17 protein-coding genes and 4 pseudogenes are annotated in these 25918 nt (G+C 32.7%); 6 read left to right on the top strand and 15 right to left on the bottom strand.

Annotated elements, in window-relative coordinates:
* Position 1 precedes the first annotated feature (1 nt).
* On the top strand, positions 2-778 hold the full coding sequence (lolB1, locus tag P5P89_RS09420) for a lipoprotein insertase outer membrane protein LolB1 (protein WP_278011683.1): 777 nt from the start codon (positions 2-4) through the stop codon (positions 776-778).
* Between the two features lie 22 nt (positions 779-800).
* Positions 801-2054 carry a murein hydrolase activator EnvC family protein gene (locus P5P89_RS09425; protein WP_278011684.1) on the top strand — a complete coding sequence of 418 codons (1254 nt, stop codon included), beginning with the start codon at positions 801-803 and terminating at the stop codon, positions 2052-2054.
* A 72-nt stretch (positions 2055-2126) separates the two neighbouring features.
* Here the strand turns inward: P5P89_RS09425 and P5P89_RS09430 are convergent, their stop codons facing one another.
* Genes P5P89_RS09430 through P5P89_RS09440 form a run of 3 tightly spaced genes read right to left on the bottom strand, consistent with a single transcriptional unit; the run spans position 2127 to position 5481 of the window.
* A complete protein-coding gene (locus tag P5P89_RS09430) occupies positions 2127-3071 on the bottom strand; it encodes a transglutaminase family protein (protein WP_278011685.1) in 945 nt (314 codons plus the stop codon).
* 4 nt (positions 3072-3075) lie between these two features.
* Positions 3076-4017, bottom strand: coding sequence for an alpha-E domain-containing protein (locus tag P5P89_RS09435; protein WP_278011686.1), 942 nt, complete (start codon positions 4015-4017; stop codon positions 3076-3078).
* Between the two features lie 27 nt (positions 4018-4044).
* Positions 4045-5481 (bottom strand): circularly permuted type 2 ATP-grasp protein, encoded by a 1437-nt coding sequence (locus tag P5P89_RS09440; RefSeq protein ID WP_278011687.1) that lies wholly within the window; start codon positions 5479-5481, stop codon positions 4045-4047.
* 352 nt (positions 5482-5833) lie between these two features.
* On the opposite strand from P5P89_RS09440, the pseudogene rbfA reads away from it, so the two are divergent.
* Together rbfA and P5P89_RS09450 are read left to right on the top strand one after the other, a co-directional pair.
* A pseudogene (rbfA, locus tag P5P89_RS09445) lies at positions 5834-6211 on the top strand (30S ribosome-binding factor RbfA); the annotation flags it as partial.
* 15 nt (positions 6212-6226) lie between these two features.
* Positions 6227-7425, top strand: a pseudogene (locus P5P89_RS09450) (ABC transporter permease).
* Between the two features lie 7 nt (positions 7426-7432).
* On the opposite strand, the gene P5P89_RS09455 reads toward P5P89_RS09450, so the two are convergent.
* The 7 genes from P5P89_RS09455 to P5P89_RS09485 form a co-directional block, all read right to left on the bottom strand.
* Positions 7433-7828, bottom strand: coding sequence for a hypothetical protein (locus P5P89_RS09455; RefSeq protein ID WP_278011688.1), 396 nt, complete (start codon positions 7826-7828; stop codon positions 7433-7435).
* Between the two features lie 56 nt (positions 7829-7884).
* Complete coding sequence (locus P5P89_RS09460) at positions 7885-8958, bottom strand: transglutaminase domain-containing protein (protein ID WP_278011689.1); 1074 nt, start codon at positions 8956-8958, stop codon at positions 7885-7887.
* 74 nt (positions 8959-9032) lie between these two features.
* Positions 9033-9518: a hypothetical protein gene (locus tag P5P89_RS09465; RefSeq protein ID WP_278011690.1), complete on the bottom strand. Its 486-nt coding sequence runs from the start codon at positions 9516-9518 to the stop codon at positions 9033-9035.
* Between the two features lie 120 nt (positions 9519-9638).
* Positions 9639-10340 (bottom strand): hypothetical protein, encoded by a 702-nt coding sequence (locus P5P89_RS09470; RefSeq protein ID WP_278011691.1) that lies wholly within the window; start codon positions 10338-10340, stop codon positions 9639-9641.
* A 632-nt stretch (positions 10341-10972) separates the two neighbouring features.
* Positions 10973-11560 (bottom strand): hypothetical protein, encoded by a 588-nt coding sequence (locus tag P5P89_RS09475; protein WP_278011692.1) that lies wholly within the window; start codon positions 11558-11560, stop codon positions 10973-10975.
* 12 nt (positions 11561-11572) lie between these two features.
* Entirely contained in the window at positions 11573-12787 is a 1215-nt protein-coding gene (locus P5P89_RS09480; RefSeq protein WP_278011693.1) for a hypothetical protein, read from the bottom strand.
* Positions 12788-12806: 19 nt separating this feature from the next.
* Positions 12807-14516: an O-antigen ligase family protein gene (locus tag P5P89_RS09485; RefSeq protein WP_278011694.1), complete on the bottom strand. Its 1710-nt coding sequence runs from the start codon at positions 14514-14516 to the stop codon at positions 12807-12809.
* A 142-nt stretch (positions 14517-14658) separates the two neighbouring features.
* On the opposite strand from P5P89_RS09485, the gene P5P89_RS09490 reads away from it, so the two are divergent.
* On the top strand, positions 14659-14976 hold the full coding sequence (locus tag P5P89_RS09490) for a helix-turn-helix domain-containing protein (RefSeq protein WP_278011695.1): 318 nt from the start codon (positions 14659-14661) through the stop codon (positions 14974-14976).
* A 157-nt stretch (positions 14977-15133) separates the two neighbouring features.
* Positions 15134-16560: pseudogene (locus tag P5P89_RS09495) on the top strand (MATE family efflux transporter).
* A 42-nt stretch (positions 16561-16602) separates the two neighbouring features.
* Here P5P89_RS09495 and dusB read toward each other — a convergent pair.
* From dusB to P5P89_RS09520, 5 genes and pseudogenes are all read right to left on the bottom strand, one after another.
* Positions 16603-17595 carry a tRNA dihydrouridine synthase DusB gene (gene dusB, locus P5P89_RS09500; protein WP_180857035.1) on the bottom strand — a complete coding sequence of 331 codons (993 nt, stop codon included), beginning with the start codon at positions 17593-17595 and terminating at the stop codon, positions 16603-16605.
* Positions 17596-17759: 164 nt separating this feature from the next.
* Positions 17760-19055 (bottom strand): flexirubin biosynthesis putative acyl-CoA ligase FlxY, encoded by a 1296-nt coding sequence (flxY, locus tag P5P89_RS09505; protein WP_278011696.1) that lies wholly within the window; start codon positions 19053-19055, stop codon positions 17760-17762.
* A pseudogene (locus P5P89_RS09510) lies at positions 19052-20718 on the bottom strand (C45 family autoproteolytic acyltransferase/hydolase). Before P5P89_RS09510 ends, flxY begins: the two are co-directional and overlap by 4 nt.
* Before the next feature lie 5 nt (positions 20719-20723).
* Positions 20724-22235, bottom strand: a complete 1512-nt coding sequence (locus P5P89_RS09515; protein ID WP_278011697.1) for a phytoene desaturase family protein — start codon at positions 22233-22235, stop codon at positions 20724-20726.
* Positions 22235-25915: a 1-acyl-sn-glycerol-3-phosphate acyltransferase gene (locus tag P5P89_RS09520; protein WP_278011698.1), complete on the bottom strand. Its 3681-nt coding sequence runs from the start codon at positions 25913-25915 to the stop codon at positions 22235-22237. Before P5P89_RS09520 ends, P5P89_RS09515 begins: the two co-directional genes overlap by 1 nt.
* Positions 25916-25918 lie beyond the last annotated feature (3 nt).

Below are 25918 nucleotides of genomic sequence, written 5' to 3' on the forward strand. Positions count from 1 at the left end.
GATGAAAAAATATATAGCAGTAATATTGGTAACAGGTTTAATGATTTCGTGTAAATCAAAATCTGTTGCGGTGCAAAATAGTAATACGGAAACACCAGTTAAAATTGACAATAAAACGGTAGAAAAACATTATGAAAACAAATTAGATTTCTCTACATTATACATAAAAGCGAGTGCGAAATATGTTGATGAAAAGCAAAGTCAAAATGTTACTGCTGAAATTAAAATTGAAAAAGACAAACAGATTTTAGTAAGTGTACGTTTTCTTGGAATCACGATGGCAAAAGCTTTGATTACCCCAACTACAGTAAGTTATTACGAAAAAATAAACGGTACGTATTATGAAGGCGATTTTACAAGTTTAAGTAAATGGCTGGGAACCGAACTGGATTACAGTAAAGTTCAAAATTTATTAGTGGGAGAAGCTTTGGATGATTTAAGAAAAGGAAAATATACACAGACAATTGTAGAAAACCTTATTCGTTTAGAAGATGAAAAAAGTACAAATCTGAAAAAGACTTTCTTTTTGGAGCCTGAAAAATATTTGCTGCAAAAAGAACAAATTTCGCAGTCTTCAGAAAATAGAATGTTAGAAATTAAATATTCTGATAATAAGGTTTTTAATCAGGGAACACTTCCAACCAGTATTGAAATTAATGCAATACAGCCCAAAGGAAAGACGGATATTAATTTAAATTATAACACAATTTCGTTTAATGAAGAACTTTCTTTTCCATATAGTGTGCCAAGTGGCTATAAAAAAGTTATAATTAACTAAATTTGCAAAAAGAACATTAAAAATGCCAAAATTTCTCCTAAGCCTAATTTTTATATGCACCACAGCTTTTGTGTGGGCGCAGGACTCGCAACAAGAAAAACTGGAGCAGCGAAAAGCCCAGATTCAGCAGGAAATTCGTGAGAACGAAAAAATGCTGCAGTCAGTTCGGAAAAAGGAGAAGTCTGCTTTGAATGAATATTTAATTCAGGCAAATAAAATAAAACTGAAGGAGAAATTAATTAATACGACTTCTAAGCAGGAAAGACTTTTAGGGAATGATATGTACATTAATCAGCTAAAAGTAAATAAACTAAAAAGGGAATTGGCTGTATTAAAAGAAGATTATGCCAAGATGATTTTGAAGTCATATAAAAGCCGCTCCGAGCAAAGCCGTGCTATGTTTATTTTGTCTTCGGAGAGTTTTCTACAGGCCTATAAAAGAGCGCAGTATTTAAAGCAATATACCAATTTCAGAAAAAATCAAGGTTTAGAAATTCAGTCCAAAACAGCAGAGTTAGTGGAATATAATGCTAAACTGGACAATCAACGACAAACAAAGAAAAAAATTATTGCTGAAAATCAAAAGGAAAAACAAAGTCTGGAAGTTGAAAAGAAAGAACAGCAAAAACTGGTAAATTCGATTAAAAAAGACAAAAATAAAATTATTGCCGATACTAAAAGCAAACAACAGGAATCGAAAAGAATTGACAGACAAATCGACCGTTTGATTCGTGAAGCAATTGCTGAAGCAAACAGAAAAGCTGCATTAGAAAGAGCAAAGGAAAATCCAGGCTCAACTACAGCAAAAGCCCCTGTTTCGTCATCAAAAATTGCATTGACACCTGAAGGTAAAATTCTGGCTGCTGATTTTAAAGCAAACAGAGGAAAATTGCCATGGCCTGTAGAAAAAGGATTTATTTCGTTAGGGTATGGAGATCAGCCACACCCTCTTTATCCCTCTTTGACGGTTCATAATTCAGGAGTCGAAATTACAACTGAAGCGGGTGCTACTGCACGTGCCGTATTTGAAGGTGAAGTTTCAAGTATCATGGTATTATCACCAATTAACAGGGCAGTTATGATTCAGCACGGGGATTACTTTACAGTTTATCAAAACCTGAGTCAGGTTTTTGTAAATAAAGGTGATAAGGTAAGTATTAAACAAAGTATTGGTAAAGTAAGAACCAGCGGTGATACGGGTAAAACGGTAATCAAGTTTTTGATTCTTCAAAACACATCAAATAACAATCCTGAAGGGTGGTTACAAAACAGATAAGAATAAAAGGAGCTCAAATTGAAGCTCCTTTTTTGATCTTAACATTTCCATTAAAAACTACCATTGTAATTATTATTGCTGTTGCTGTAACTGGTCCATATAATTTAATTGGTCTTGTACATTCGAGGATACTTCCTGAAGTTTCACATCGTTTATTTCTTCAAATTGTCTGCCGTCTTCATATCCAATAGAAACACAAACAGAAAGTGTTTGTCTGGCAAGTCCTTTAAAAGTTCCTTTTATTGGTGTACAATCACTAAAATTTCTTCCTACAGAAAGGCGCACGTGATTGTCCATTGTCCAAATATTATTAGTCGGATCTAAACCTAACCACCCCTGAGTTTTGGTATAAATTTCTACCCATGCATGTGTAGCACCTTCACCTCGAAGCCCACTTTCGTTGGGACAAATATAACCGCTTACATATCGTGATGGAATACCGGCTGTGCGTAAAAGATGGAGCAGTACGTGTGCAAAATCCTGACAAACCCCTTTTTTGAGCATTAAAATTTCATCGACTGTCGTTTCAATATTAGTAATTCCTTTGGTATACGTAAAATTTTCAAAAACATACGTATTGCACTGTTGCGCAATTTCAATTATGGATTTATTTTCTATGCCTATTTTTTCTAATATGCTTTCAATTTCTGCTTGTTTTTCGATTTTATCAATGTAGCAGAGGCGTAATAATGAAATACTTTTTTCTTTTTCGTCCAGGATATCTTTCACGGAAGTGGAATCCATTTCGGGAATTTTAAGCGAATGATTTACCCGAACAAGCATTCGTGATTCAATTGTCATTTCGGTATGAGTGTCCAACACATTAAAATTGCCAACACGATTTCCATAATAATCCTGAGAGATATCAACGTTAGGTGCATGAGTAATTAAAAGCTGATATTGCAATACTTCCTGATTTTCAAAATGATGGGGAAATAGACGTATTTCGTTAATACTTTCCTTTATGGGATGATTATATTGGTATTTTGTAAGGTGAACTATTTTGAAAAGCGCCATATTGTTAAGTGTAAGAAAAGAATAATTTGGAAAAATCGGTCGAAAACTGAATTAGCTGGTTTTTTGTGTTTCGCAAAACATCTTCTAATTCCTGATTGGTGAGGTGTTGATAATCTGTAAATTCAATATAACTTTTCAATCGTCCAAATTGATTCATTAATGTTCTTGCTTCGCTTAAATCAGTGTTTTTAAACAAACAGTCCAAATAAGTATTAATAAAATCCAGCGTGTAGATTACAGAGTGAGCAAAATCCATATTAAAAATTACCTGATGTACCACTTTTCTATTATGTGAAATATTACTGTAACTTTTCAGATATAATTCGTATCCCGAAAGTGACAGCAATAATCTTCGCCAATATATCAAATCTTCTTCACCCTCAAGATTATAATTGATAGGAGCAAAGTAAGCCTGGGTCATAGATATGGTCTGCAGGCATCTTTCGATATGTTTTCCAATGCTCGAAAAACACCAGCCTAATCCCCGGGGCATAGTTACCTGAAGGATTCCGTTGTAAAGCAATAAATCCTTATTAAGTTTGGTGATTACGCTTAAGGCATCAGAGGTTTCGAGTTTTTTAGGTAAATCAGGCGAGTTCATAAAATGATACATAGAATTAATATGCTCCCACAATTCTTTGGTGATTTTATCCTGAGAACCTCTGGCATTTTCTCGTGCTTTTATGACTAAGTTTTTTACCGAATTATCATTCTGGTTATCACAAATTATATATTTCAACACATGAGGTGTGTCATATTGTATGGAATGAATTTTGGCTTGTGACAAGCTCGTATAATATTCCAGGAGAGGCTTATAGCCCTGGGAATCATTGATTTCTTTATCGAAGGATAAAATATAGGAAGTGTTTAAAGTAAGTAACATTCCGTCAGTTCTTTCCATGTATCGGTTGAGCCAAAACATTCCATCAGCAACTCTACTAAGCATATTTTTAATTTTTTTTGAATGTTTATATTATTTAATAATCCAGGTGTCTTTACTTCCTCCACCCTGAGAGGAGTTTACAACTAAAGAACCTTCAGTAAGTGCCACCCTTGTTAAACCGCCAGGAACAATCTGAACGCCTTTTGGTCCACATAAAGCATATGGCCTTAAATCGACATGGCGTAATTTAAGCTGTCCGTCAATCAGACAAGGAACCGTGCTGAGCTGAATAATAGGCTGTGCAATAAAATTTCGCGGATTGTTGATGATCGCAATTTTAGCTTCGTCGATTTCTTCCTGCGTTGCCTTGTTTCCCATAATCATTCCGTAACCACCACTCTGATTGGTTTCTTTAACAACCATATTTTCCATGTTGGAAAAAACATGTTCGCGCTCATCTAAATTTTCCATTCGATACGTCGGAACATTTTTCAAAATAGGTTCTTCATTCATATAATATTTGATCATATCGGGTACATACGCATAAATGGCTTTGTCGTCTGCAACTCCGTTTCCTACTGCATTAACCAGCGCTACATTTCCCTGACGATAAGCACTTATTAAACCCGGAACACCAAGCGCGCTGTCCGGTTTAAAAACCAAAGGATCCAGATATTCATCATCTAAACGTCTGTAAATAACATCAACCTGTTGTAATCCTGATGTCGTTTTCATGTACACTTTACTATTGTTAACCACCAAATCCCGGCCTTCAACAAGCGGAATTCCCATTTGGCGTGCCAGGTAGCTATGCTCATAATAGGCAGAATTATAAACTCCGGGAGTTAGCAAAACGACATTTGGATTCGAAACATTTCGAGGCGAAAGTGAAACAAGAATACTGTGAAAAATCATTGGATAATTGCTTACCATACTCACATGATTTGACGAAAGCATATCCGGAAAAATTCGCTTAGTAATTTCACGGTTTTCCAGCATATAACTTACACCACTGGGGCATCGTAAATTATCTTCCAAGACATAAAATTCTCCCTTTGCTCCCCTGATCAAATCGATTCCGGCAATGTGAACATGTATATTATGTGGTACTTTTATACCCTGGACTTCCTGAATATAATGCGGGCATGAGGCAATTAATCCAGCTGGAATAATTCCATCTTTTATAATTTGCTGATCATTATAAATATCTTCTAAAAATAAATTTAATGCCAGTAAACGCTGTTTGATTCCTGATTCTATTTCTAACCAGTCTTCTTGCGTTATGATACGCGGAATAATATCAAAAGGGAAAATTCGTTCAATTCCATTCTCATCATCACTATAAACCGTAAAAGTAATTCCCTGATTCATGAATAAATCAGAAGCCTGTTTTTGTTTACTGGTCAAAGTTTTATGATTCAAACCTTGTAAAGTTTGAAAAACCTGACGGTAAGAATCCCGAACGCCTTTATTTGAAAACATTTCATCCCAACCGTTATGGTTTAAACTAGGTGCTAATTTTACCATACTTGAATTATTAAATAATTATCATTTTAATTGTTTTTATGAAAATTGTTTACTTTTTTAATCCAAAATACAACTTTTTTAGTCTATTATTTTTGTTTTTAATGAGAATTTTATAATTTATATCAGATTCTTTTTTTGAGGTTTTAATTTTGGAAATTTTCTTTTTTAAGGTAGTCTTTTTTTGAGATTTGATACTCGCTAAAATATTTAAAATGATTTTTAACTGAAAAAAGATTTTTAACTTTAGTATCCAGATTATTCAAATTTGATGGAAGAAGTATCAATCGTATAAAAATCATTTGAATGTTGAATGAAATTATACGATTGAATTTAAAAATAGTATTTTTGCACTATGGAAACAAACAGACAGAAAAAAATAGGCGGTGTCATCCAAAAAGATTTGGTTGATATTTTGCAGGGTGAAGTGAGAAAAAACGGAATTAATAATTTAGTAATTTCGGTATCCAAAGTAAGTGTTACAACAGATTTATCTGTAGCAACAGTATATTTAAGCATTTTTCCGCAAGAAAAAGCAAAAGAAACTTTAGAAGCAATAAAATCGAATACAACTTTAATTAAACATGATTTATCCCAGCGTGTACGTTTGCAATTGCGTCGTGTACCAAATCTTGTTTTTTTTATCGACGATTCATTAGATTATATCGAAAAAATAGACAATGCTCTAGCAGGCAAAGAGAACCCAATCGAAAACCGTGATCTTTTAGAAAAAGAAGAAAATCCTAAGTTGAATTTCCCTCTCTACATAGCCAAACGTTATCTTTTCAGTATCAGTAAAAATAACGCGATCAATATCATCAATGCAATTGCCAGTCTCGGAATTATTGTTGGTACTATGGCTTTGTTTGTCGTTTTATCAGTTTTTAGCGGATTGAAAGTTTTCAGCCTTTCTTTTACCAATGAAATTGACCCTGATTTAAAATTGACCAGTACGTACGGTAAATCATTTTTGATTACACCGGAAGATGAAAATCAAATTAAGAAAATAGAAGGAGTTGCTTCATACACCAAAATTATCGAAGAACGTGTTTTGTTTTTATTTAAAGACAAACAGCAGGTTACTTATCTAAAAGGTGTTGACAGCCTCTATCCGGTTGTAAACGATATCAAAAAAAGCTTTTTAATGGGCAATGGCTAAAGCCTGACAGCTATCAGGTTGTAGTTGGATATGGAATTTCACAGGATTTTTCTATGGGGATTCTGGACTTCGAAAATCCGTTGCAGGTATTTGCGCCAAAACCCGGAAAAGGAGCAATTGAGAATCCTGAAGAGGCTTTTAATAAAACAGATGTCCTGCCTGTCGGAATTTATTCCATCAGTGAAGAACTCGATTCTAAATATATTTTTGCAGATTTAGGTCTGGCTCAGGAATTATTGATGTATAAGCCAAATCAGATTTCCGGAATCGAATTGAAATTGAAACCTAATGCTGATGAGAAAGCAATACGTTCTCAGCTCCAGACCATTTTTAAAAATAAAATTACCATAAAAAACAGGGCACAACTTAATGAGTCTTTGTATAAAATGCTCAATACCGAAAATATTGTTGTTTATCTGATTTTTACGCTTGTCATAATTGTAGCACTTTTTAATTTGGTAGGGGCTTTAATTATGATGATTTTAGAAAAGAAAGGAAACCTAAAAACCCTTTTCAATTTAGGTACCGAAATTAATCATCTTCGAAAAATATTTTTGCTTCAGGGAACTTTGTTAAGCGTTTTTGGAGGTATAATAGGTCTTGTTCTGGGTATGATTTTAGTACTGTTACAGCAGCAATATGAACTGATTATGATAACCCCAACTTTGGCTTATCCTGTTGTTTTCTCATTCGAAAATGTCCTTATCGTAATGGCAACTATTGTTATTCTGGGCTTTGTGGCTTCCTTAATTGCCAGCAGCCGTGTAAGCAAAAAGTTGCTGGATTAATTATGTTCTAATACCAATCAACACTGCCATCATTTTTTAACATAAAGACTTTTTGTGTTTTAGTAGCATCATCTACAAGTAAATAAAGTGTATTCGTTTTCAGGCTTACTTCTGAAAAATTTTGCCATTCATCTTTTTTAACATCTTCTTCAACAACTTTACGACAAATTTTCTGCTGAGTATCAAAATCTAAGATCTCGGTATTATTTTTTGCTTTTTTCAATTCCTTATTTTGATATGAATTCAAAGAAATCTCTTTTTTTAATTCTGTTGAATTGCAATATTTAATTTCGCCAAATTTATTGACTATAAAAGGCTCATTTACTTGTTCAATTGTAGAAAAACGATACTTTGTGAGACAATATAAATTATCTTTAGAAACATTATTGAATCTAGCAATCAATTGATTTGGATCATAAAAATAAGCTATAGGTTTCCACCATCCTTTATGCCATATGCTTAAGTACAAAGGTTCCTGATGTTTTTTTCAAGAGGGATGGCGACATTTGTAGTTTCAAAATATTCTGTTGTTACATCCAGAAAATTGCTGTTAAAAAAATCAGGATAAATTGTAATTTCCTGAGTTTGTATGGAATTATCAGTAACAATTGTAAATTGCATACGAAGTACTTTCGGAGCATTTTTATAAGGTAAATTAAAAAACCCCGGACCATTATTAGACAAAGCATCAAAAGGATAGTTTTTGTCCGTCTTGATATCTTTTACAAAACACCATTCATGTCCAACATCATTAGATGCCCTTTTATATTTAATGCTATCAAAGCCACTTGGAATTCCGAGTGCCCGTAATGCTAAAACAACAAGATTGCACATGTCATTGCATTTACCTTCTTTGTCTTTTATCAATTCGGAATAAGACCTGACTTTCTTTTCCTTAAAATAACGTCTTTCTCCAAATTTAAAGCGTTTCTGGTATATTTTATCTACATAATTTGTGGCAGCCAAAACCGTTGAAAAGTTGTAAATCGAGTCTATTTGTTCTTTTGAAAAATCATTTAAAACAGAGTCTCTCCAGAATTCTAATTTTTCAGTATTAACTCTGTAAGGTAAAATATATTCATAAAAATCAGCATCAGATATACCTTTGCAAAAAGGACTTTTTTGTTTTACTTCAAATGCCCTGTCGATATTATTGATTAGAAATTGAGCACTAATATTTTTTACATCCGGTAAGAAATTTTCATATTCGTGAAGTTTTCCTCTGATGGATGTAACTGAATCTAACCATTTTTTCTCTTCGTTTTCATTTTTAAAATTCGAAATATTAAAGCCTACAGAAATTCCATGACTGTCTACTAAGTCATTGATATAGGTTCCTTTATTCTTCATGTTTGAAATTAAGAAGTACGCTGATTTTAATTTTTGATCATCACCCTTTTTTTTAAAGTGTTTAATGACTTTTTCAAGCTCTTCTGAATTCTCTCCTGCTATGGAGAAACTTTTTGTTTGTGCAGTACAAGGTTCGAATGCTGAAATAAGAAGAACGACTAGAACTAAATTAGATATTTTCATAGTTTTTGCTATAAAATGACATAGACTGTTTAATTGTAAACAATCTATATTAAATACTATAATTTCTTTGAATTTTATTTTTTCCAATCGGTTTCTCCTGTAATCTTTTCAACAGAAGTTATTTGATTAGCATAATACAGGGCTTCATCAAAAAAACCATCAGATTTTTTCATTCCTTTAAATATTACATTTATTTGTTGTTCATACTTATCAAAACCAGTTAATTTATTTTTTAGTTTTAAATATTCTGTTTCGTCAGTATAAACATTTACTATTTCACCAGAATTCATTTTTAATTTGAAATGAGGTTTTTTCAGTAATTTAGTTTGCAACAAAAATTTGTAGTGATTGGTTAATTTATTTTCTTCGTCTGATAATATTGTATTTGGGTTATCAATGTACTGATTGATTTGATTTAACTGTTCTTCTGACAATTCGTCAAATAGATTTTGAACATCAATTAACTTTATGTATAAACTCCCTTCGATAGTTTTATTTTGACTTATGGATCTATAGGAGAATGACGTTAATATTAGTAATGTTAAGAAAAATCGTTTCATAGTTTTTGATTTAAATTAGATAAAACTTTGAATTGAATTTGAGACGATAGTTATTGTTAATAGATAAAATTCTATAATTTTAAAAGTGCCAAACCTAAAATTTGGCACTCATTTTATTAATTATTTTAATTCATCAATTTTATATTTAATATCTCCAATTATATTAATAGAATCATTGTAAGAAGAATATTTTTGAAAGAACGCTCCAGCAATGGTTATTTCCTCTCCATCGGATTTATATGGTACATCCAAAAGGTTCACTTTATATAAATCAAAAATATAAGGCAGAAATTGTACATCTTTATATTTCTCAATAATAGATTGGTAAACTATACGAAAGAAAAATTCATATTTTCCAATTGGGGAAGTAATTATACTTTCGATAGCCCAAATTTTTCGTTTACCAAAAATCGGATGAGAGATTTCCTTAGAATGGATATTTTCTAAAATTTCGATAGTAAAATAATTTCCTATTAAGCTTTTATAAAAATGTAATTCTGTTCTACTTTCTAAGGTTTTTTCTAAGGTAATACATCCTGAAAAATTAGGAACTAAACCTGCTGTTGTACCACGAATATCCTGAAAATTTAATTTTAATTTCAGTTCATTTATGAATCCTTCGTCCCATTCTTTCTTATAATAATCATCGTCTAGTATGTTTTTTTCAATAATTGCATTTAATTCTTTAATGCCAGAATAATCAAAATAATCTTTGTTTTCCCTTGTTATTCCTACGGGATAATACTTTTTTATACAATGGGAAACTTCGGGATATTCTGGTAAAAGATTGTCGAAATTGATGTTTAGATTTTTTTCAAACATAATTCATATATTATTGGCAATAAACAGCATTTGAATATTGAACACTAAATAAGTTCCGTAATAATTGATGTTCCCACTTTTTATTTTAGTCAAGAGAACAAAGCAGCTAATTTTTTAAAATAACTTTTTGTTTTATTTTTTTATATAAAAATCGTTGTGATTTAGGATTTTTTCTTCTTCATTGCTTTTATGATTACATAACCCATGATGATGAAAAAACACACTATAAATATTATATGTGTATTAAGAATGGTAAAATAATAATCGCCTACGTTAATGTCCATAGCATTGTTCTTTAAAAGTTAATAATTCTGTAATTATTAATGTTTTCTACATTTACACAGGATAAATAAATTGAAATGTTAAGAATCTAATATTAAACCTCTGCACAGAAAATGCAGAGGTTAGTCAACTATATTTAATTACTAATAATAAAAATTCTTATTTACTTTTTCAATTTACATATTAAAAATTTCACGAAATAAATAGCAGTACTTACAATAATGACAAGTAAAGGAATAAAAAAATAACTTACTACATAGAAAGTGTCTCCTATGCAAAAATTAAAATTGTATTCTACGAAGTAGAAAAAAATCAATAATAAAGTTCCAATTGTTAGGAATGTTAAAAACTTAATTTTCATTTATTTTTACGTTATTAAAAAAAGCATTGTACATTGTAAAATGACCAAATATTGAATCCTCAAAACTGATATCATTAATTACTGAATTAAGCAATTTGCCTGGAAATTTTTTATATAAAAATTTATTCTCAATTATAGTTTCAATATTTAAAACTAATTCATTTAACTTTCTCGTTTCAGTATTTTCTTTCTGTAATTCGGCAATTTTTGATTTGGAAAACCATAATTCAATAATATTTTTTTGCACATTGATTACATAGTAAGGAAGTATGATACTTATAAATAATGAGATTGTATATAATTCACCGTCTTCAATAATAGTAACATTGAATGTCAGACATCTGTCTCCTTCATTCAACAATGAAAAATCTCTAAAACCCTTTAAGGTATAATCTTTTTCAAATTCTTTAAGAATGGTTTCTCTAAAAACTTTTCCATCCCTCGAATCAAAATCATTAATGATTTGATTTAATCTTTTATTTTCCTCGCTAATGAAATACTTATCTTTTTCCGTATAAGCACATATGTTACGAGGATAAAGTAAATATACTAAATTTTTCAAAACTTTGTCAATCATATTAATCAATAGTTAATTACAGTTACCTGCTGTCCAAGTATTTGTTTTATAATCAGTAGCCGGAATATTTTCAGTTGGATTAAATTTCACTCTACCGCCTGGAACAGAAAGAGGATAATTATGGACTAATCTTTCTTTAAAGTATAAGTCCAGTATCAAATCTGAGACATTTGTTCCTCCATATTTATCTACAACTTCTTGCATTGACTTTTGAAGTACTCGTGCCGAGACATTTGCCGCAATTCCAGGGGTTATATTTGTATTGCCCATTTGTACATTTGTGGGTGTACCAAAATATACTGCTTGCGGATAACTAATAACATGTAATATTTGAATACCATTAGGACTTATTCCTAAAACCTTAAAATTAATGTTTTTTACCATAGCTACTTGCCAAAGCGAACCAACTTGTATAAAATTAAAACTTTCACAACTTGGAGGAGTTTCAGCAATTTCACCACCACCAGTACCTGGATCTTCTGGCTCAGGATTTTCTGGCTCTGGTTCTGGATCCGGATTTGGATCTGGGTTATCAGGAACATCAAAACACTCATAGTTATAATAGGTTGTGCAAACCGTATATGAATCGCCGCCGCCGCCACAATCTGACCAGCCTTCGCCAGTACCTCCATCACAATCTCCTCCACCGCCACCAACAGTTACACAGGATTCATATGGAGAATAATAACATACAAGCCTTGATGTCATTGCTTTTAATTGTTCTTGTGAAACAGCCTTACGCATAACTCCTGGATTACCGTTTTTCTTGCCTAGAATTGTTCTGTCATACGCTTTAAAATAACCAACCCAGATATTAGAATCCCAAAACGGGAGTTTTACATTTTTGTTAAATACATCACTCCGAACAGTCATATCATATTGTATTTTTCCTTTAGAGTCCCTATACAAAGCAAAAAAGCCAATTATATTTTCCTTATCAATACTTAAAAAAGGGACTAAGATTCTTTTCTTATTTTCGATAATTAAAAATTCAGCATTTTTCCATAACACTTCATTTTTTAATAATCTTCTTTCTAATTGTTCTCTTTTTTCACTATTTTTTAATTCTTGTATTACCCCTTTTAAAACCGTATTGTTTCCATCATATACCCAGACTTTTTCAGGAATGTAGCTGGCATTTGTTTCTTGTGTTTCTATTTTCTCGCTGACACAAGATACGGTTAAAAGTAAAAGTAATGCAATCGCATAATAAAAATGTTTTTTCATAGATTTTTTGGTTTAAATATTAGTAAATAGAATTGATTAAATACTTTTTTGCTTTTAGCTTTATAAGAAAAACTTTTTTGCTTTTAATTTTTACAGGCGTTTTTAAAATTTTATTAGCATAAAATCCGGCATTTTTTAGATCATTGTTTCTTATGTAGAATTCTAATAATTTTTCCTGCGGTTTAAACAAATGAGGCTGTATAAAATGTAATTTCAAAAGATTGTTTTCTGCACTTTTATAATTTTGCTTTTTTTCATAAAGATTTGCTGTTTTACTATAAAGTATAGGTAGATTATTTATTTTTTTTGCTTTTTCATATAAACATAAGGCGCTATCTATATCTGTATCTTCAAGAAAATTGCCATAACGCAATAAAAAATTACCATCATTATTTAATCGTTTTTCTGCATATTCATAAAGAGTTTTGCTGGAATCAGGACTAGTATATTCTAATTCGCTTGCACTCTTCGAGGCATGAAATCCTTTGTATTGAAAGTTAGTTAGGAGAATTAATAATGCGGCAATTAAACAAAATGCTGCTTTTTTGAAGTTTTCATTTAACTTAATTTGAAGATTTGAAGGATTGTAATTTCTTAAAGCAATTTGATTCAATAAAATTAATTTGAAGGGAAAAAATTGCAGAGGAAAAGAAAAGAAAGCAAAAACAACAAATGATAAATAAACAGAAAATGATGCTAAGGTAAAGTCATCTTTTTGATTACTGAGTAGTGACTGTTTAGATTTAAATATCCATATATCTGCAATAACAATTATAATAATTCCTAATAATCCGTTTTCAAGAATGAATTTTAAAAATTCGTTGAATGCCTGTGAACTTGCTCCGGCCAGTAGAATTTCTTTTGTAGTACCACCTTTAGAAAAATAATCAGCCTGCGAATTAATATATTCAACATTAAAAAAATTATAACCAACACCTGTTAATGGATTTTTTAGAAATGAAAGAAAGGAAATTTTCCAGATCAGTAATCGTCCATAAACAGAATCAGTTCCTTTACTGTAAAAAATGAATAAAAGAAGAGGTATTAAAGAAAACAAAAAGTATTTAAAATATCCCCATTTTTTGAAAGTAAAATAACTTATTATACTAACAATTGTGACAACTGCAGCTAACATTGCAGCTCTGGAAGCACTAAGTATAAGTACAAAAAACATTAAAAAAACGGCAAGTAAATAAAGTATTAATCTTAAAGGTTTTTTTAGAATGATTTTTTGTGATAATTGACAACATGCCAGTGATAAAATTATAGCGATGAAGCCACCTAATGGTCCCGGATTAGGAAAATTACCAGTTACTTGCCAATAATAATTTGTTCGTTCGATAATACCGTTGTACTGAAGTATACAATAAATGCTAAGCAGTACTCCGATAAAAGTAACATAATCATAATAGGTATTAATTTCCTCGTACTTTAAACGAATTTTCTTTAATGATATGTAATAAATAATGAGTGAAAACGTACTTATGACATGAATTTCATTTATTGACCCTAAGCGTAAACTTCTTGAAATTGCTGAATATAAAAGAATAACAATTACAGCAAAATCAGTTTTGCCAAGTTGTAATGGTTCTTTTGAGAAAGTAAACAAGGATCCTGAAAATAGTATTAAAAGAAATAGCTGATAATAAACATATTCACGACCAATCCAAAAATCAGAATTATGATTTAATACAAGGCTTATAATCAAAATTATAGCTAATAATGTCATTTTAAATAAATTTTTATTAATAGCTACCATCTTAATTATTAAAGTAATTTTTTTCTTTCAAAAAAAGAATTAATTTCAGATCTTTAAATGTGATAATAACATTTATTATGTGATTAAAACATAATTGCTAAATAATTTAGAAATGCAGTTACACCAAAAAGTTAAGCTCATTAGGGAAATAAAAAAGCTTTCTCAGGATTATATTGCTCATGAATTGGATTTAAATCAGTCTCAATACAGTAGGAGAGAAAAGGGAGAAATACCATTTATAACTAATGAGATAATAAAACTTTCGATACTATTAGAAACATCAATATCTGACTTATTTGATGAGAGAGTTACTGCTCTAAATAATACTATTTTAATTCATGAAAAACTTATACAACAATATGAATTACGGATTAAAGAAAAAGATGAACTTATTGAGATATTGAAAGGTCAAATAAATATTTCATCTTGAAAATACTTATATTTACCGACTCAAAAATCTACAGCATATGATTGTTTCTGCTTAATCCTATTTTTATTTTTTAGAATAATTAGGATACTTACGCTTTTATTTTCAGTTCAGACTACTTCATACACCTGAACAATTTTATCATTTATCCTAAAATATCATGACAGAAACAACTATAAAGAAGAATCTATTTTCTAAAATTTTTGCCACATTAAAACAAGCCCTAAAAGGCGACGAATCCTTTGATTACACATCCGGAAGCATCAAAAAAGCAGTAATTCTTCTTGCCATTCCAATGGTTTTGGAAATGATGATGGAGTCCGTTTTTGCTTTAGTCGATTTATATTTTGTCGGACATTTGGAAAACAGCAGTTTTGCGATTCAGACTGTTGGTTTAACCGAATCGGTATTGACGGTTATTTATTCGCTTGCCATCGGAATGAGTATGGCGGCAACAGCTGTTGTGGCAAGACGAATTGGAGAAAAAGATTCTGTCGCTGCTGCAAAATCCGGAATGCAGGCCATTATTATTGCTTTTGCAGTTAATAGCTTACTGAGTATTTTCGGAATTATGTATGCGAAAGATATTTTGATTTTAATGGGTTCCTCATTAGAATCAGCAGAGCACGGTTACCGATTTACCCAAATTATGATTGGCTCGAGTTTGTGCATTATGCTTTTATTTCTGATAAACGGAATTTTTAGAGGCGCAGGAAATGCAGCAATCGCTATGAAAAGTCTTTGGATTGCAAACATCTGCAACATTATTTTATGTCCAATTTTAATTAACGGTTTAGGACCTGCTCCCGCTTTTGGTTTGGTTGGTGCCGCATTAGCTACAACATGTGGGAGAAGTATTGGGGTTTTGTATCAAATCTATCATTTATTTTCAGGAAATGGAATTTTAAAAATCAAAATTTCATACTTCGTTCCGGATTTTACACAAATAAAAGCGTTAGTAAAAATTGCAGCTCCCGGAATTTTACAATTTGTAATTGCGTCCTGTAGCTGGATTTTTTTAGCTCAATTAGTAGCCACGATGGGAGGCGATCATGGTTCGGCAGGTTATCAGACAGCACTTAGAATTATGATGTTTTTCATTCTCCCTGCCTGGGGATTAAGTAACGCAGCCGCAACTTTAGTCGGACAGAATTTAGGAGCCAAACAAATCGAACGTGCTGAAAAATCGGTTTTTACAACAGCAAAATACAACGTGATTTTCATGGCTTCAATTATGATAATAACATTAGTTTTTGGAAACTATATTATCTCTTTTTTTACGAATGATGAAATGGTCAAAGCAATTGCTGCTGAAGCATTGCGTACGATGAGCATCGGATTTGTTTTCTACGGAATCGGAATGGTTTTGATTAATACGTTCAACGGGGCAGGAGATACCTGGACACCAACCGGAATCAATTTCTTCGGATTTTGGCTGTTCCAGATTCCGCTTGCTTATGTATTGGCAAAACATTTTAATTGGGACCAACCGGAGTTTTCATTGCAATTCCGGTTGCTGAAACTGCCATTACTTTAGCTGGAATCTTTTTCTACAAAAGAGGAAAGTGGAAACGAATACAAGTATAATAAAGCGAAAAGACCTTCAGTTACGAAGGTCTTTTTTTTATTTTAAACAAACTCATATCCAGCATAAACCTGTTCAATTTCTTTCATAATAGCAAACAAATCTTCAGGAGCATCAGTGGTAACCAGTTTTTGTTTGAATTCTTTAAAAGAGTGAATTCCTTTGAAATAATTGGTGTAGTGACGACGCATTTCTACAATTCCCAAACGTTCCCCTTTCCAGTCCATTGACCATTGCAAATGATTTCTCGCAGCTTCAACACGATCAATAACAGTTGGAGCAGGTAAATGCTCACCCGTTTTAAAATAATGCTTGATTTCATTAAAAATCCACGGATAACCAATCGCCGCGCGGCCAATCATGATACCGTCAATTCCGTATTCATTTTTATATTTTAATGCCTTTTCAGGACTGTCGATATCACCGTTTCCGAAAATAGGCATTGTAATTCTTGGGTTGTTTTTTACACGCGCAATATGCGACCAGTCAGAATGACCTTTATACATTTGAGCACGGGTTCTGGCATGAATCGTTAAAGCCTGAACACCAATATCCTGAAGTCTTTCGGCAACTTCATCAATATTAATAGAACTTTCGTCCCAGCCTAAACGTGTTTTTACTGTAACAGGTAAATCTGTCCCTTTGATAACCGCTTGCGTTAAACGCACCATCAAATCAACATCTTTTAAAACCCCAGCTCCAGCACCTTTACAAACTACTTTTTTTACTGGACATCCAAAATTGATATCAACTAGATCCGGTTTTACAGTAGAAACAATTTTAGAAGACATCTCCATTGCTTCTTCGTCACCACCAAAAATCTGAATTCCAACTGGACGTTCGTAATCAAAAATATCCAGCTTCATGCGGCTTTTTATAGCATCACGAATTAATCCTTCCGACGAAATAAATTCAGAATACATCATGTCAGCGCCATGCGTTTTGCATAATCTGCGAAACGGCGGATCACTAACATCTTCCATCGGTGCGAGTAATAAAGGAAATTCGGGTAATTCTATGTTGCCAATCTTGACCATCTTCAATATTTTTTGCAAAATTACAACATTTAGTTCAATTCACAGCAAAACATTAATAATGAGGTTCAAAGGGTTGAAGTTAAACCATATAAGTAATATAAGTTCATTTTAGTTTTTGCGCAAAGTTTTATATGGACTTATATTACTTATATGGTGAAAAAAATCTATATGGTATTTCGATAATCAAAAAACCGAATAGGCTTTCGGCTCATTGGATTAAAAACCAAAGGATTTAGAATTTCTTTTGAGGCAAATTCTATTTTTGGTGTTACTCTCAATTTGGCTCTAAAGTGATCTTTTATTTCCTGCAGAAATTCAGGAGTTTGGTTTTTAACCGCAATTTTTATCAGGATTTCATCCGTACCTAAATCATTGGTAGAGATTTCAATTAAATGATTTTCGATATTGTCAAAACTGCTCAAAACATCGTTCATCGCTGGCGGGTAAAGTGTAGTACCTTTATACTTGATCATTTGCTTTTTACGCCCGACAACTGAGCCAACACGTAACGTGTTTCTTCCGCATTCACAAGGTTCATCGTGAAGCTGCACAATGTCTCCGGTTTTAAAACGTAATAAAGGCATGGCTTCAATTCCTAAAGTCGTAAATGTAAGCTCGCCCGTTTCGCCATTTTTAACCGGCATATTATTTTCGTCCAGCACTTCAACAATAATTAATTCCGGATGATGATGTCCGCCTTTTCCGTGTTCACATTCTGTAAAAGCAGTGCTCATTTCGGTAGAGGCATAAGTCGAAAACAACTTGATGTTCCATTTATCTGTAATTTTTTTCGATAAAATATTCATTGAAAAATCCTGTTCTCTCAAGGATTCTCCAATACAGATAGCTCCTTTTATGCTTGAATTATTATAATCGATACCGTGGATTTCGGCATATTCGATTAATTTCAAAAGGAAAGAAGGAACGGTAATCAAATAACTCGGATTGTATTTTAAAATCGAATCCCACTGCATTTCCGGGATACCGGCACCTACGCGTATTACGCCAACTTTCAATTTTCTGAGACCCAAAAAATAAGCCAGACCGGCCATAAATTTTCGGTCAATTGTGGTCATTAACTGGACCACATCGCCTTCTGCAATTCCTGCACAGGCAAAAGAAATGGCTTCATTGTAAGCTAGTCTGTCTAAATCGGAATCGGTTAAGCCAAAAGTTACCGGATCGCCCAAAGTCCCGGAAGTTGAAGCATAATCGATAATTTTATGCTGCGGCACACACAAAAAATCATCGTTATATTGTTGTAAATCTTCTTTAGTAGTAACAGGTAAAAATTGTAAATCTTCCAGCGTTTTCACTTTCGAAATATCAATATTCTGACCTGCGAAAAGTCTTTTATAAAATGGAGAATTCTCGCTGATATAAGCTAAAAGTTCAGCTAATTTTTGTTCCTGAAAAATTTTAATTTCCTCTAAAGATTTTTTTTCTATTGCCGGAATCATTGTAATTTTCTTTTGAGTTTTTTTAAATATTTTTCAATTTCTGCTTTTTCAGGAGCGGTAGTAATTTCTTTCGTCAGTGCTTTTTCAAAATTTACCTGAGCCTGCTGAAATTCTTTTTTTGGTAAAAGTACAATCCAGCTTTGTAATACACAACCCAATAATCAGGGTTTAATGATTGATAATTTTGGATGAATTCAGCAGAAATGGTTTCTTCTTTTTTCAGATATAAATCCATCTGATGATCTTCAATTTTAAACTTTTTATAGTTTTGAAAAGCTTTTGTTTTTATAAAAGGATCTTTGGCAATATTTAAATTTTCCTGTTCGAATGAAATTTCCGCATTCGTTTTTTTGCCATTAAAAACAGCATCCAGATTGTAACAGACAAATTCGCCCAATTGATATGGATTTGCCGAAACCCAGACGAGTTTTTCTTTTGGTTTAAAAATAACTCCGTGATGTGCCATTAACTGATTCAGCGCTTTTTCATTGCCGTATCCCAAAGGAAGATTATTTAAACCCTCTTTGTTTCTGAGAATTTCAGAAGCAATCTGTGGATTGAGCTTTTTATTTTCTGATAAAAGTTCCTGTATTCTTTCGAATCGGTATTCAGAATGACTGTTTACAATTTGTTCCTGATTTCGCTTATCATCCTTAAATGCTTCTCCCTGAAAATGATTCGAACAGATTAACTGACTGGTATTCGGCATATCATAAACATCCATTTTTTTTGGAGAAACTTCAATTAAAATGGCTTTATTATCCTGCGCGCTTCCTACCATTATAGATTCTGAAACAAATACCTTTCTTTTTTTCGCAATGGCGATCGCTTCCTCAATATTTTGAGCGTGCTGTAAAATTTCACGGGTCAGAATCGAAATCGGTGTTTTGGCAACCAGTGGAATTTTAGATTTTGAAGCATTAATAGTGACAGTCAGGCCCTGTTGATTCATTCCGGAAACGGTTCCTATCATCCCGGGCCACGTAACCATCATAAAATTATGACCCTGTTTCGGTTTTACAAAAGCAATGATTTTATTTTCTGCGAAAGCATCATTCACATAAAAATCAAAATTGCGTCCGAGAATCAAATTTCCGTCTTCCGATTTTTCATTCCATGCAGCAAAAGACGAACAGCCAACCAAGGCTAAATCCTGCAAAGCATGACCAATGTCGTGAGCAGCGTGCAGATATAATCCTCTTTGATATTGTGGGGCGATATTATCAAATTCATGTGAAGTGTATTGCGAAACGCCATAAATTTCTGTTTGGTATTCTTCAGGAACATTCAGATATAATTTTCTGTTGAACCAGCTCAGAAAATGGCGGAGCATTTTCTGTTGAAATTTTGAAGGGACAATATCTGTTATTTTAGAGAAAAAAATACGTTGTTGTTTATGCAAAAGCGAATCTGACAATGCTCCGGTTGTAAGTCCAATTTCCAACGGATCACCTTCAACATATAATTCCCAAAGTCCTTGTTTGTTTTTTGAAAACGAATTATTTCCTGAAATAAAAGAGCTGTCAGAACGTTTTGTAACCACTGGTTTTGTCGCGTTATAACCGGAAATATCAGGCAGATGTTTTTTTGATTTTGCTGTGCCACAGGAAATCAGAGTTCCTAAAAAACCAATGAGTAAAAGATATGAAATACCGTTTTTCATCACAATTAAGCCTGATTGATTTTAGTAATTAAATATTCTTTACCAATAATTTCAGAACAGGTGACAACAGCCCCGATTGTTACGCCCAAAACCCCGTGCATGCTGATGCTCTGACCAGTGAGATACAAATTTTCTAATTTTGTTTTTGACGGAATCAACGTTTTCATCGGATTTTCGGAATCTTTAACATAACCGTACATATTGCCTTTATCACCGCCAATATAATCACGGTACGAGAGCGGACTTGAGGTATGAACAGACTGAATACAATCTCTGATTCCGGGAAATTTTATTTCGATTTCATCCAAAAATTTAGCTGCTTTTCTGGCTTTAAATTCTTCATAACTTTCACCACGTTTATTTTTTTCGACAGTTGTATTAAAAGTATTTGCCCAGGGAAGTACATCATCAAATTTCATATACGTGATAAATGTCATTCCATCAGCCCAGATTTCGTCTTGTCTGGAAGCATTCATAGAAGCCATATACATTTTTGGCCATGAATTTTCATCGTATTCGTGCGCTGTCCAGACTTCACCGCTATTTTTAAAATGGTAATAATTATGGTTGATGTATTTGAACGTCTCGGGCTTAAAAACCAAATACAGACTAAAAGCTGAAAGAACGCCTTCAAGGTTTTGAATCCGATTGAAAAATGGCTTTCTGAAGTTCTCTTCTCCTGCCATTTTCAAAGTTGTTTTGGGTTCAATATTCGAAATAAAAAGCTCTCCGGAAACCTGTGTCCCATCTTTCATTTTAACCGAATTTACTTTGTGATTCTCGACTTCAAAATGGGTAACTTCTTTGTATTTATAAAATTCGCCGCCGTATTTTTTAAGCTGTTTTAAAAGTTGTTTGGTAATCTGGCTTCCACCGTTGATACAGCGCCATGAACTTTCTATATACGAATTTACAATCAGGGCATGAACATAAAACGGAGACTTATCCGGAATACCTGCGTATAGGAAATTTGAACCTGCCAGAACGGCTTTTAGTTTTTCATTTTGGGTAAAGGAATCAATTGTTTCTTTTGCATTGAGCCTTAAAATTTCATCTTCATATTTTCCTTCCCATTCTAAATTATAGAGCGGAAAAGAATCGCATACTTCTTGTAAACTTTCACAATATTTTTCAATGTTCTCTTTTTCTCCGGGAAAATATTTTTCTAATTGGCGAACAAAATTCTCATAACCCTGTGCATGCGGATACTCGTTAGTATCACCTTCAAAAGAAATAATATCGAAAGCATTTTCGTCTAACTGCTTCAGGTTTAGTTTATCGATAATGCCCAGATATTTAAAATACTGATACAGATTCTGTCTTTCGCCTAAACCTCCGATGTAATGAATTCCGGTATCAAAAATCGTTTTATCCCGAACAAAAGTCTGAAGATTTCCACCATACTGATTGTTCTTTTCGAGCACACAAACGCTGTAGCCTTCTTTAGCCAGAATAATGGCCGAGACCAGTCCCCCCAAACCGCTGCCTACAATTACTACGTCGTATTGCTCTTTCATTAATTTTTATTTAATAACGATATACCGTTTTCTTCTGAAACAATCTTAAATCCGGAAGCTATAAGCTTTGTTTTATAATGCAGGCAATATATCAAAATTACAGAAGAAAATTTTGAGACGATTTTTTCAGGATTTTCATTATAACTTTCGTCAGAAATTAAAAGGAGTTCATACTGATTTACAACTGATGATTCCAGTTGGGATACATAATCAACTTTTCTTTTTTTCGCGATGTAATTGGTTTTGGCAACCTCTCTTTTTTCTTCATCAGAAATGTACGAATCAATTTTTCGCTGTGGTTCCTGCAAAGTGAGTAAAACGTCTAATTGCCCGTAATCATTTGCTAAATGCAGGATTTTGGCTTTCGCCGAAATGTATCGGTTTAGGTGATAATAGGTTTCGAGATTTGATTTCAGATTTTCTTTTACACTTTTTACGACTTCAATTTCTTTGTAATCATAACTATGAATCAGCATTTTTTTGAAATAATCCGGTCCTTCGATTTGCTGACGGATTTTAGAGAATTCAGATTTAAAAAAGGCACTAATCTGTTTGGTTCTTTCAGCATAATTTTTTCCAAAAGAATGATTATCAGGGCTTATTCTTTCTAAAATAGAAATGGTAATACTGCCGTCATAAATTATAAAATCGCCTTTTGGCAAGACTTCCGAAACACCATGAATTAAAATTGGAAGAATGTCTAAATTCAGTTCTTCAGCAAGATAAAAAGCACCTTTGTGAAAACGCTTAATCTGATTGCTTTCAGAACGCGTTCCTTCAGGAAAAATGATGATCGAATACCCTTCTTTTGCTTTTTGGCGCAAATGCTCAACGCCGTTTTCAAGCCCTTTTGAAACGGGATAAAAACCTGCTTTTTTAACAATTGGGCCAAAAAACAGGGAGTTGTACACCCAGTCATTTACTAAATAAATGACTTTCGGAGTCAGCATTCCGATTGTCAGAGTATCTAAAAATGATGCATGATTGGCAATAATTATGGCTGGTTTTTCGAAATTTTCATTAAATGGATTAATTACTTTTTTGACCACAAACGGATTTGAATACAAGACTGATTTCATAAATTTTGAAATCACAAAACGGAATCCGGTCATTTTGGATTTTTCCTTTATTGGAAGAATCGGCATAATAAACAAACAGTAAAGAGACATTAAAATTCCGCCGAGTCCGTAGTAAAAAAAGGATATAATACCATTTAAAAAACTGCGTAGTGCGAAAGGTGGATTTCCGTTTTTTGAACGGTTTGATATAAAAAGTTTAAAGAGAATCGGATAGAAGATGAACGTAATAATCAGTGCCGCAAAAACCCCGATTAACGAAACTGATGAAATTGAAGTTAGTGCAGGATGCTTCGCAAATATCATGGCGCCGATTCCTAAAATTGTCGTGATTACAGCTAAAATGATTGATGTCCTGTAAATCGCAATTTCATTTTTTCCGGTAGTATATTCTTTTTGAAGTGCACTGGTCATGAAAATACTAAAATCAACTCCGTGACCAAAAATCAAAGTGCAGACGATCATGCTGAAAATATTCATCTGAATGCCAAAAATCCCCATAATTCCTGCTGTAACAATTCCGGTTAAAGCAATCGGGATACAGCTGACAATCACCAATTCAATTCTTCTGAAAAAGAAAAACAGAATTAAAATCACGGCGATAAAGGAATAATTGACAAGTGAATTAAAATCGGTTTTCAAAGTGCTGAAAAAGGTTTCATTCATTTGTTGGCGGTCAATTGCAATCAGGTTTTCTTTGGCGGAAGTCGATTTTACAAAAGTATCACGCTGTTCAGGAGAAACTTTCACCAAAGTCGAAATCGTATAAAAACCATTTTTTTCGGTTACAAATTCTTTCAGTTGCAGCGCCTGAATTTTTAAATAAGCTGAAGCAGAAATAGGTTTGAAATCAAAATTTAAATGATTGAAAAAAAGATTGTATGTGGCCGGCTTGAATCCAAGTTTGGAACCTTCCGTAATTAATTGAGATTGTAAAAACTGTTTTTTATTCGCATCCCAAAACGAATTCCACTTTTGAATTTTTTGAAGCTGTTCATGCTGCGAAAGCATAATTCCGCCCACAGAACTGAAATTCAATATTTTATTTTGTTGTTTTTCTTTTGTTAAATCAGAAAAAAGCTGACTATTGTGCTGCAAAACTTCTTCCATACTTTTTCCGTATGAAGCCACATAAATCGTTTTTGAAGTCAGACTCGTGCTTTCTTCTAATTGTTTTTCGGCAGCTTTAATTTCCTTTGGAACAAAATTTAACTGCGACAAATCGTTATTAAAACCAACATCATTATAAGTAAAAAAGCAGACAATCGTAATTAAAACACAAAATCCAATCAAAAATTTATTGTTGTGAAAGGAGAAATGAGCCAGTTTATCGATCACATTTTTCTTATGTTCAAAATTATTTTCCTTCGGTTTATATAAATGAGGAACAATCAGAAGCGAGAAAAACGCAGATGCCATAACGATGACGGCAGCGAAAATTCCGAGGTCATTCAGTGCATCTGATTTTACAAAAAGCAGACATAAAAATGCAACAGCCGTAGTCGAACTGCTCATAATCACCGGCATCGTGATGTCTTTATACAACGTTTTGATGTCGCTGTTGTGTTTGTAATGCGTGAGAATATGTAATGAATAATCAATCGTAATTCCTAATAAAATAGATCCGATTCCGAGTGAGATTGCCGAAATCTGTTCTTTTACAAAATATAAAAACGCAACAGCAAACAAACCGCCAAATATTGTTGGAATAAAAATAATTATCGGGATTAATATTTTTCGGTAGAATAAAATTAATATCAGCATCAGCGTAATCATGGCGATCGTTGTTGTCAGGACAATGTCGCTTTTAATCTGAGTGGCATTTGCAACTGCAATTAAAGCTGATCCAAAATAACTGACTGAAGTTTTTCCTTTAAATTTCTGATTTAAATTCTCCTGAATCGATTTTAGTTTTTCGACAAAAAGAGTGTTTTTTTCAGTTTCGCTGGATGAAATATCTGAGGTAATAAAAAGCAATAATTTATTTTTGTCTTTGGTCATTACAAAACCATTGTCAAGTGTAAAATCATCACCAATATTTAATTGCTGTAATTTTTTTAAAGCTATAAACGAAATCCCAAGTGGATCCTGCAGAATAAAATCCTTTGTTACAAATCCCGAAGGCGAAATAATGGATTTGTAATTTGCCTGAACTGTCGCTGCAATACTGTCTTTTTGCAATTTTTTTTCGATAGAATCATAATCTTTATCATCTAAAAAAAGAGGCAGGTTATTGTAAACAAAATCGATAGTTTCCTGGATATTTTCTTCGTCAATTTTTCCCTGGATTCCGGTAATATAAGGTTTGCAGGATTTAGAAACACTGTCTGAAAAGGCAGTCGCCATTTCTTTCAAATCCTCTTCAGAACCGTTCTTTTCGAGTTTGAAAATGACAGTAGTTTTGTCTGCAAAATTTAATTGTTTTAAAACCTTAGCCGTTACATCAGCCTTGTCATTTGTGGGAATAAGTTTGGTAATGTCTTCTTCAAATTTGATTTGAGACGCAAAAAATCCAAAAATAAAAAGCATCAGCACAGCCAAAATAACCGAAAGTGATTTTTTTCGGTTTACAAATAAATGAATGGCGTAGAAGTATTGATGCATGAT

Origin of the sequence: Flavobacterium gyeonganense (assembly GCF_029625295.1) — a bacterium.
GTDB lineage: Bacteria > Bacteroidota > Bacteroidia > Flavobacteriales > Flavobacteriaceae > Flavobacterium > Flavobacterium gyeonganense.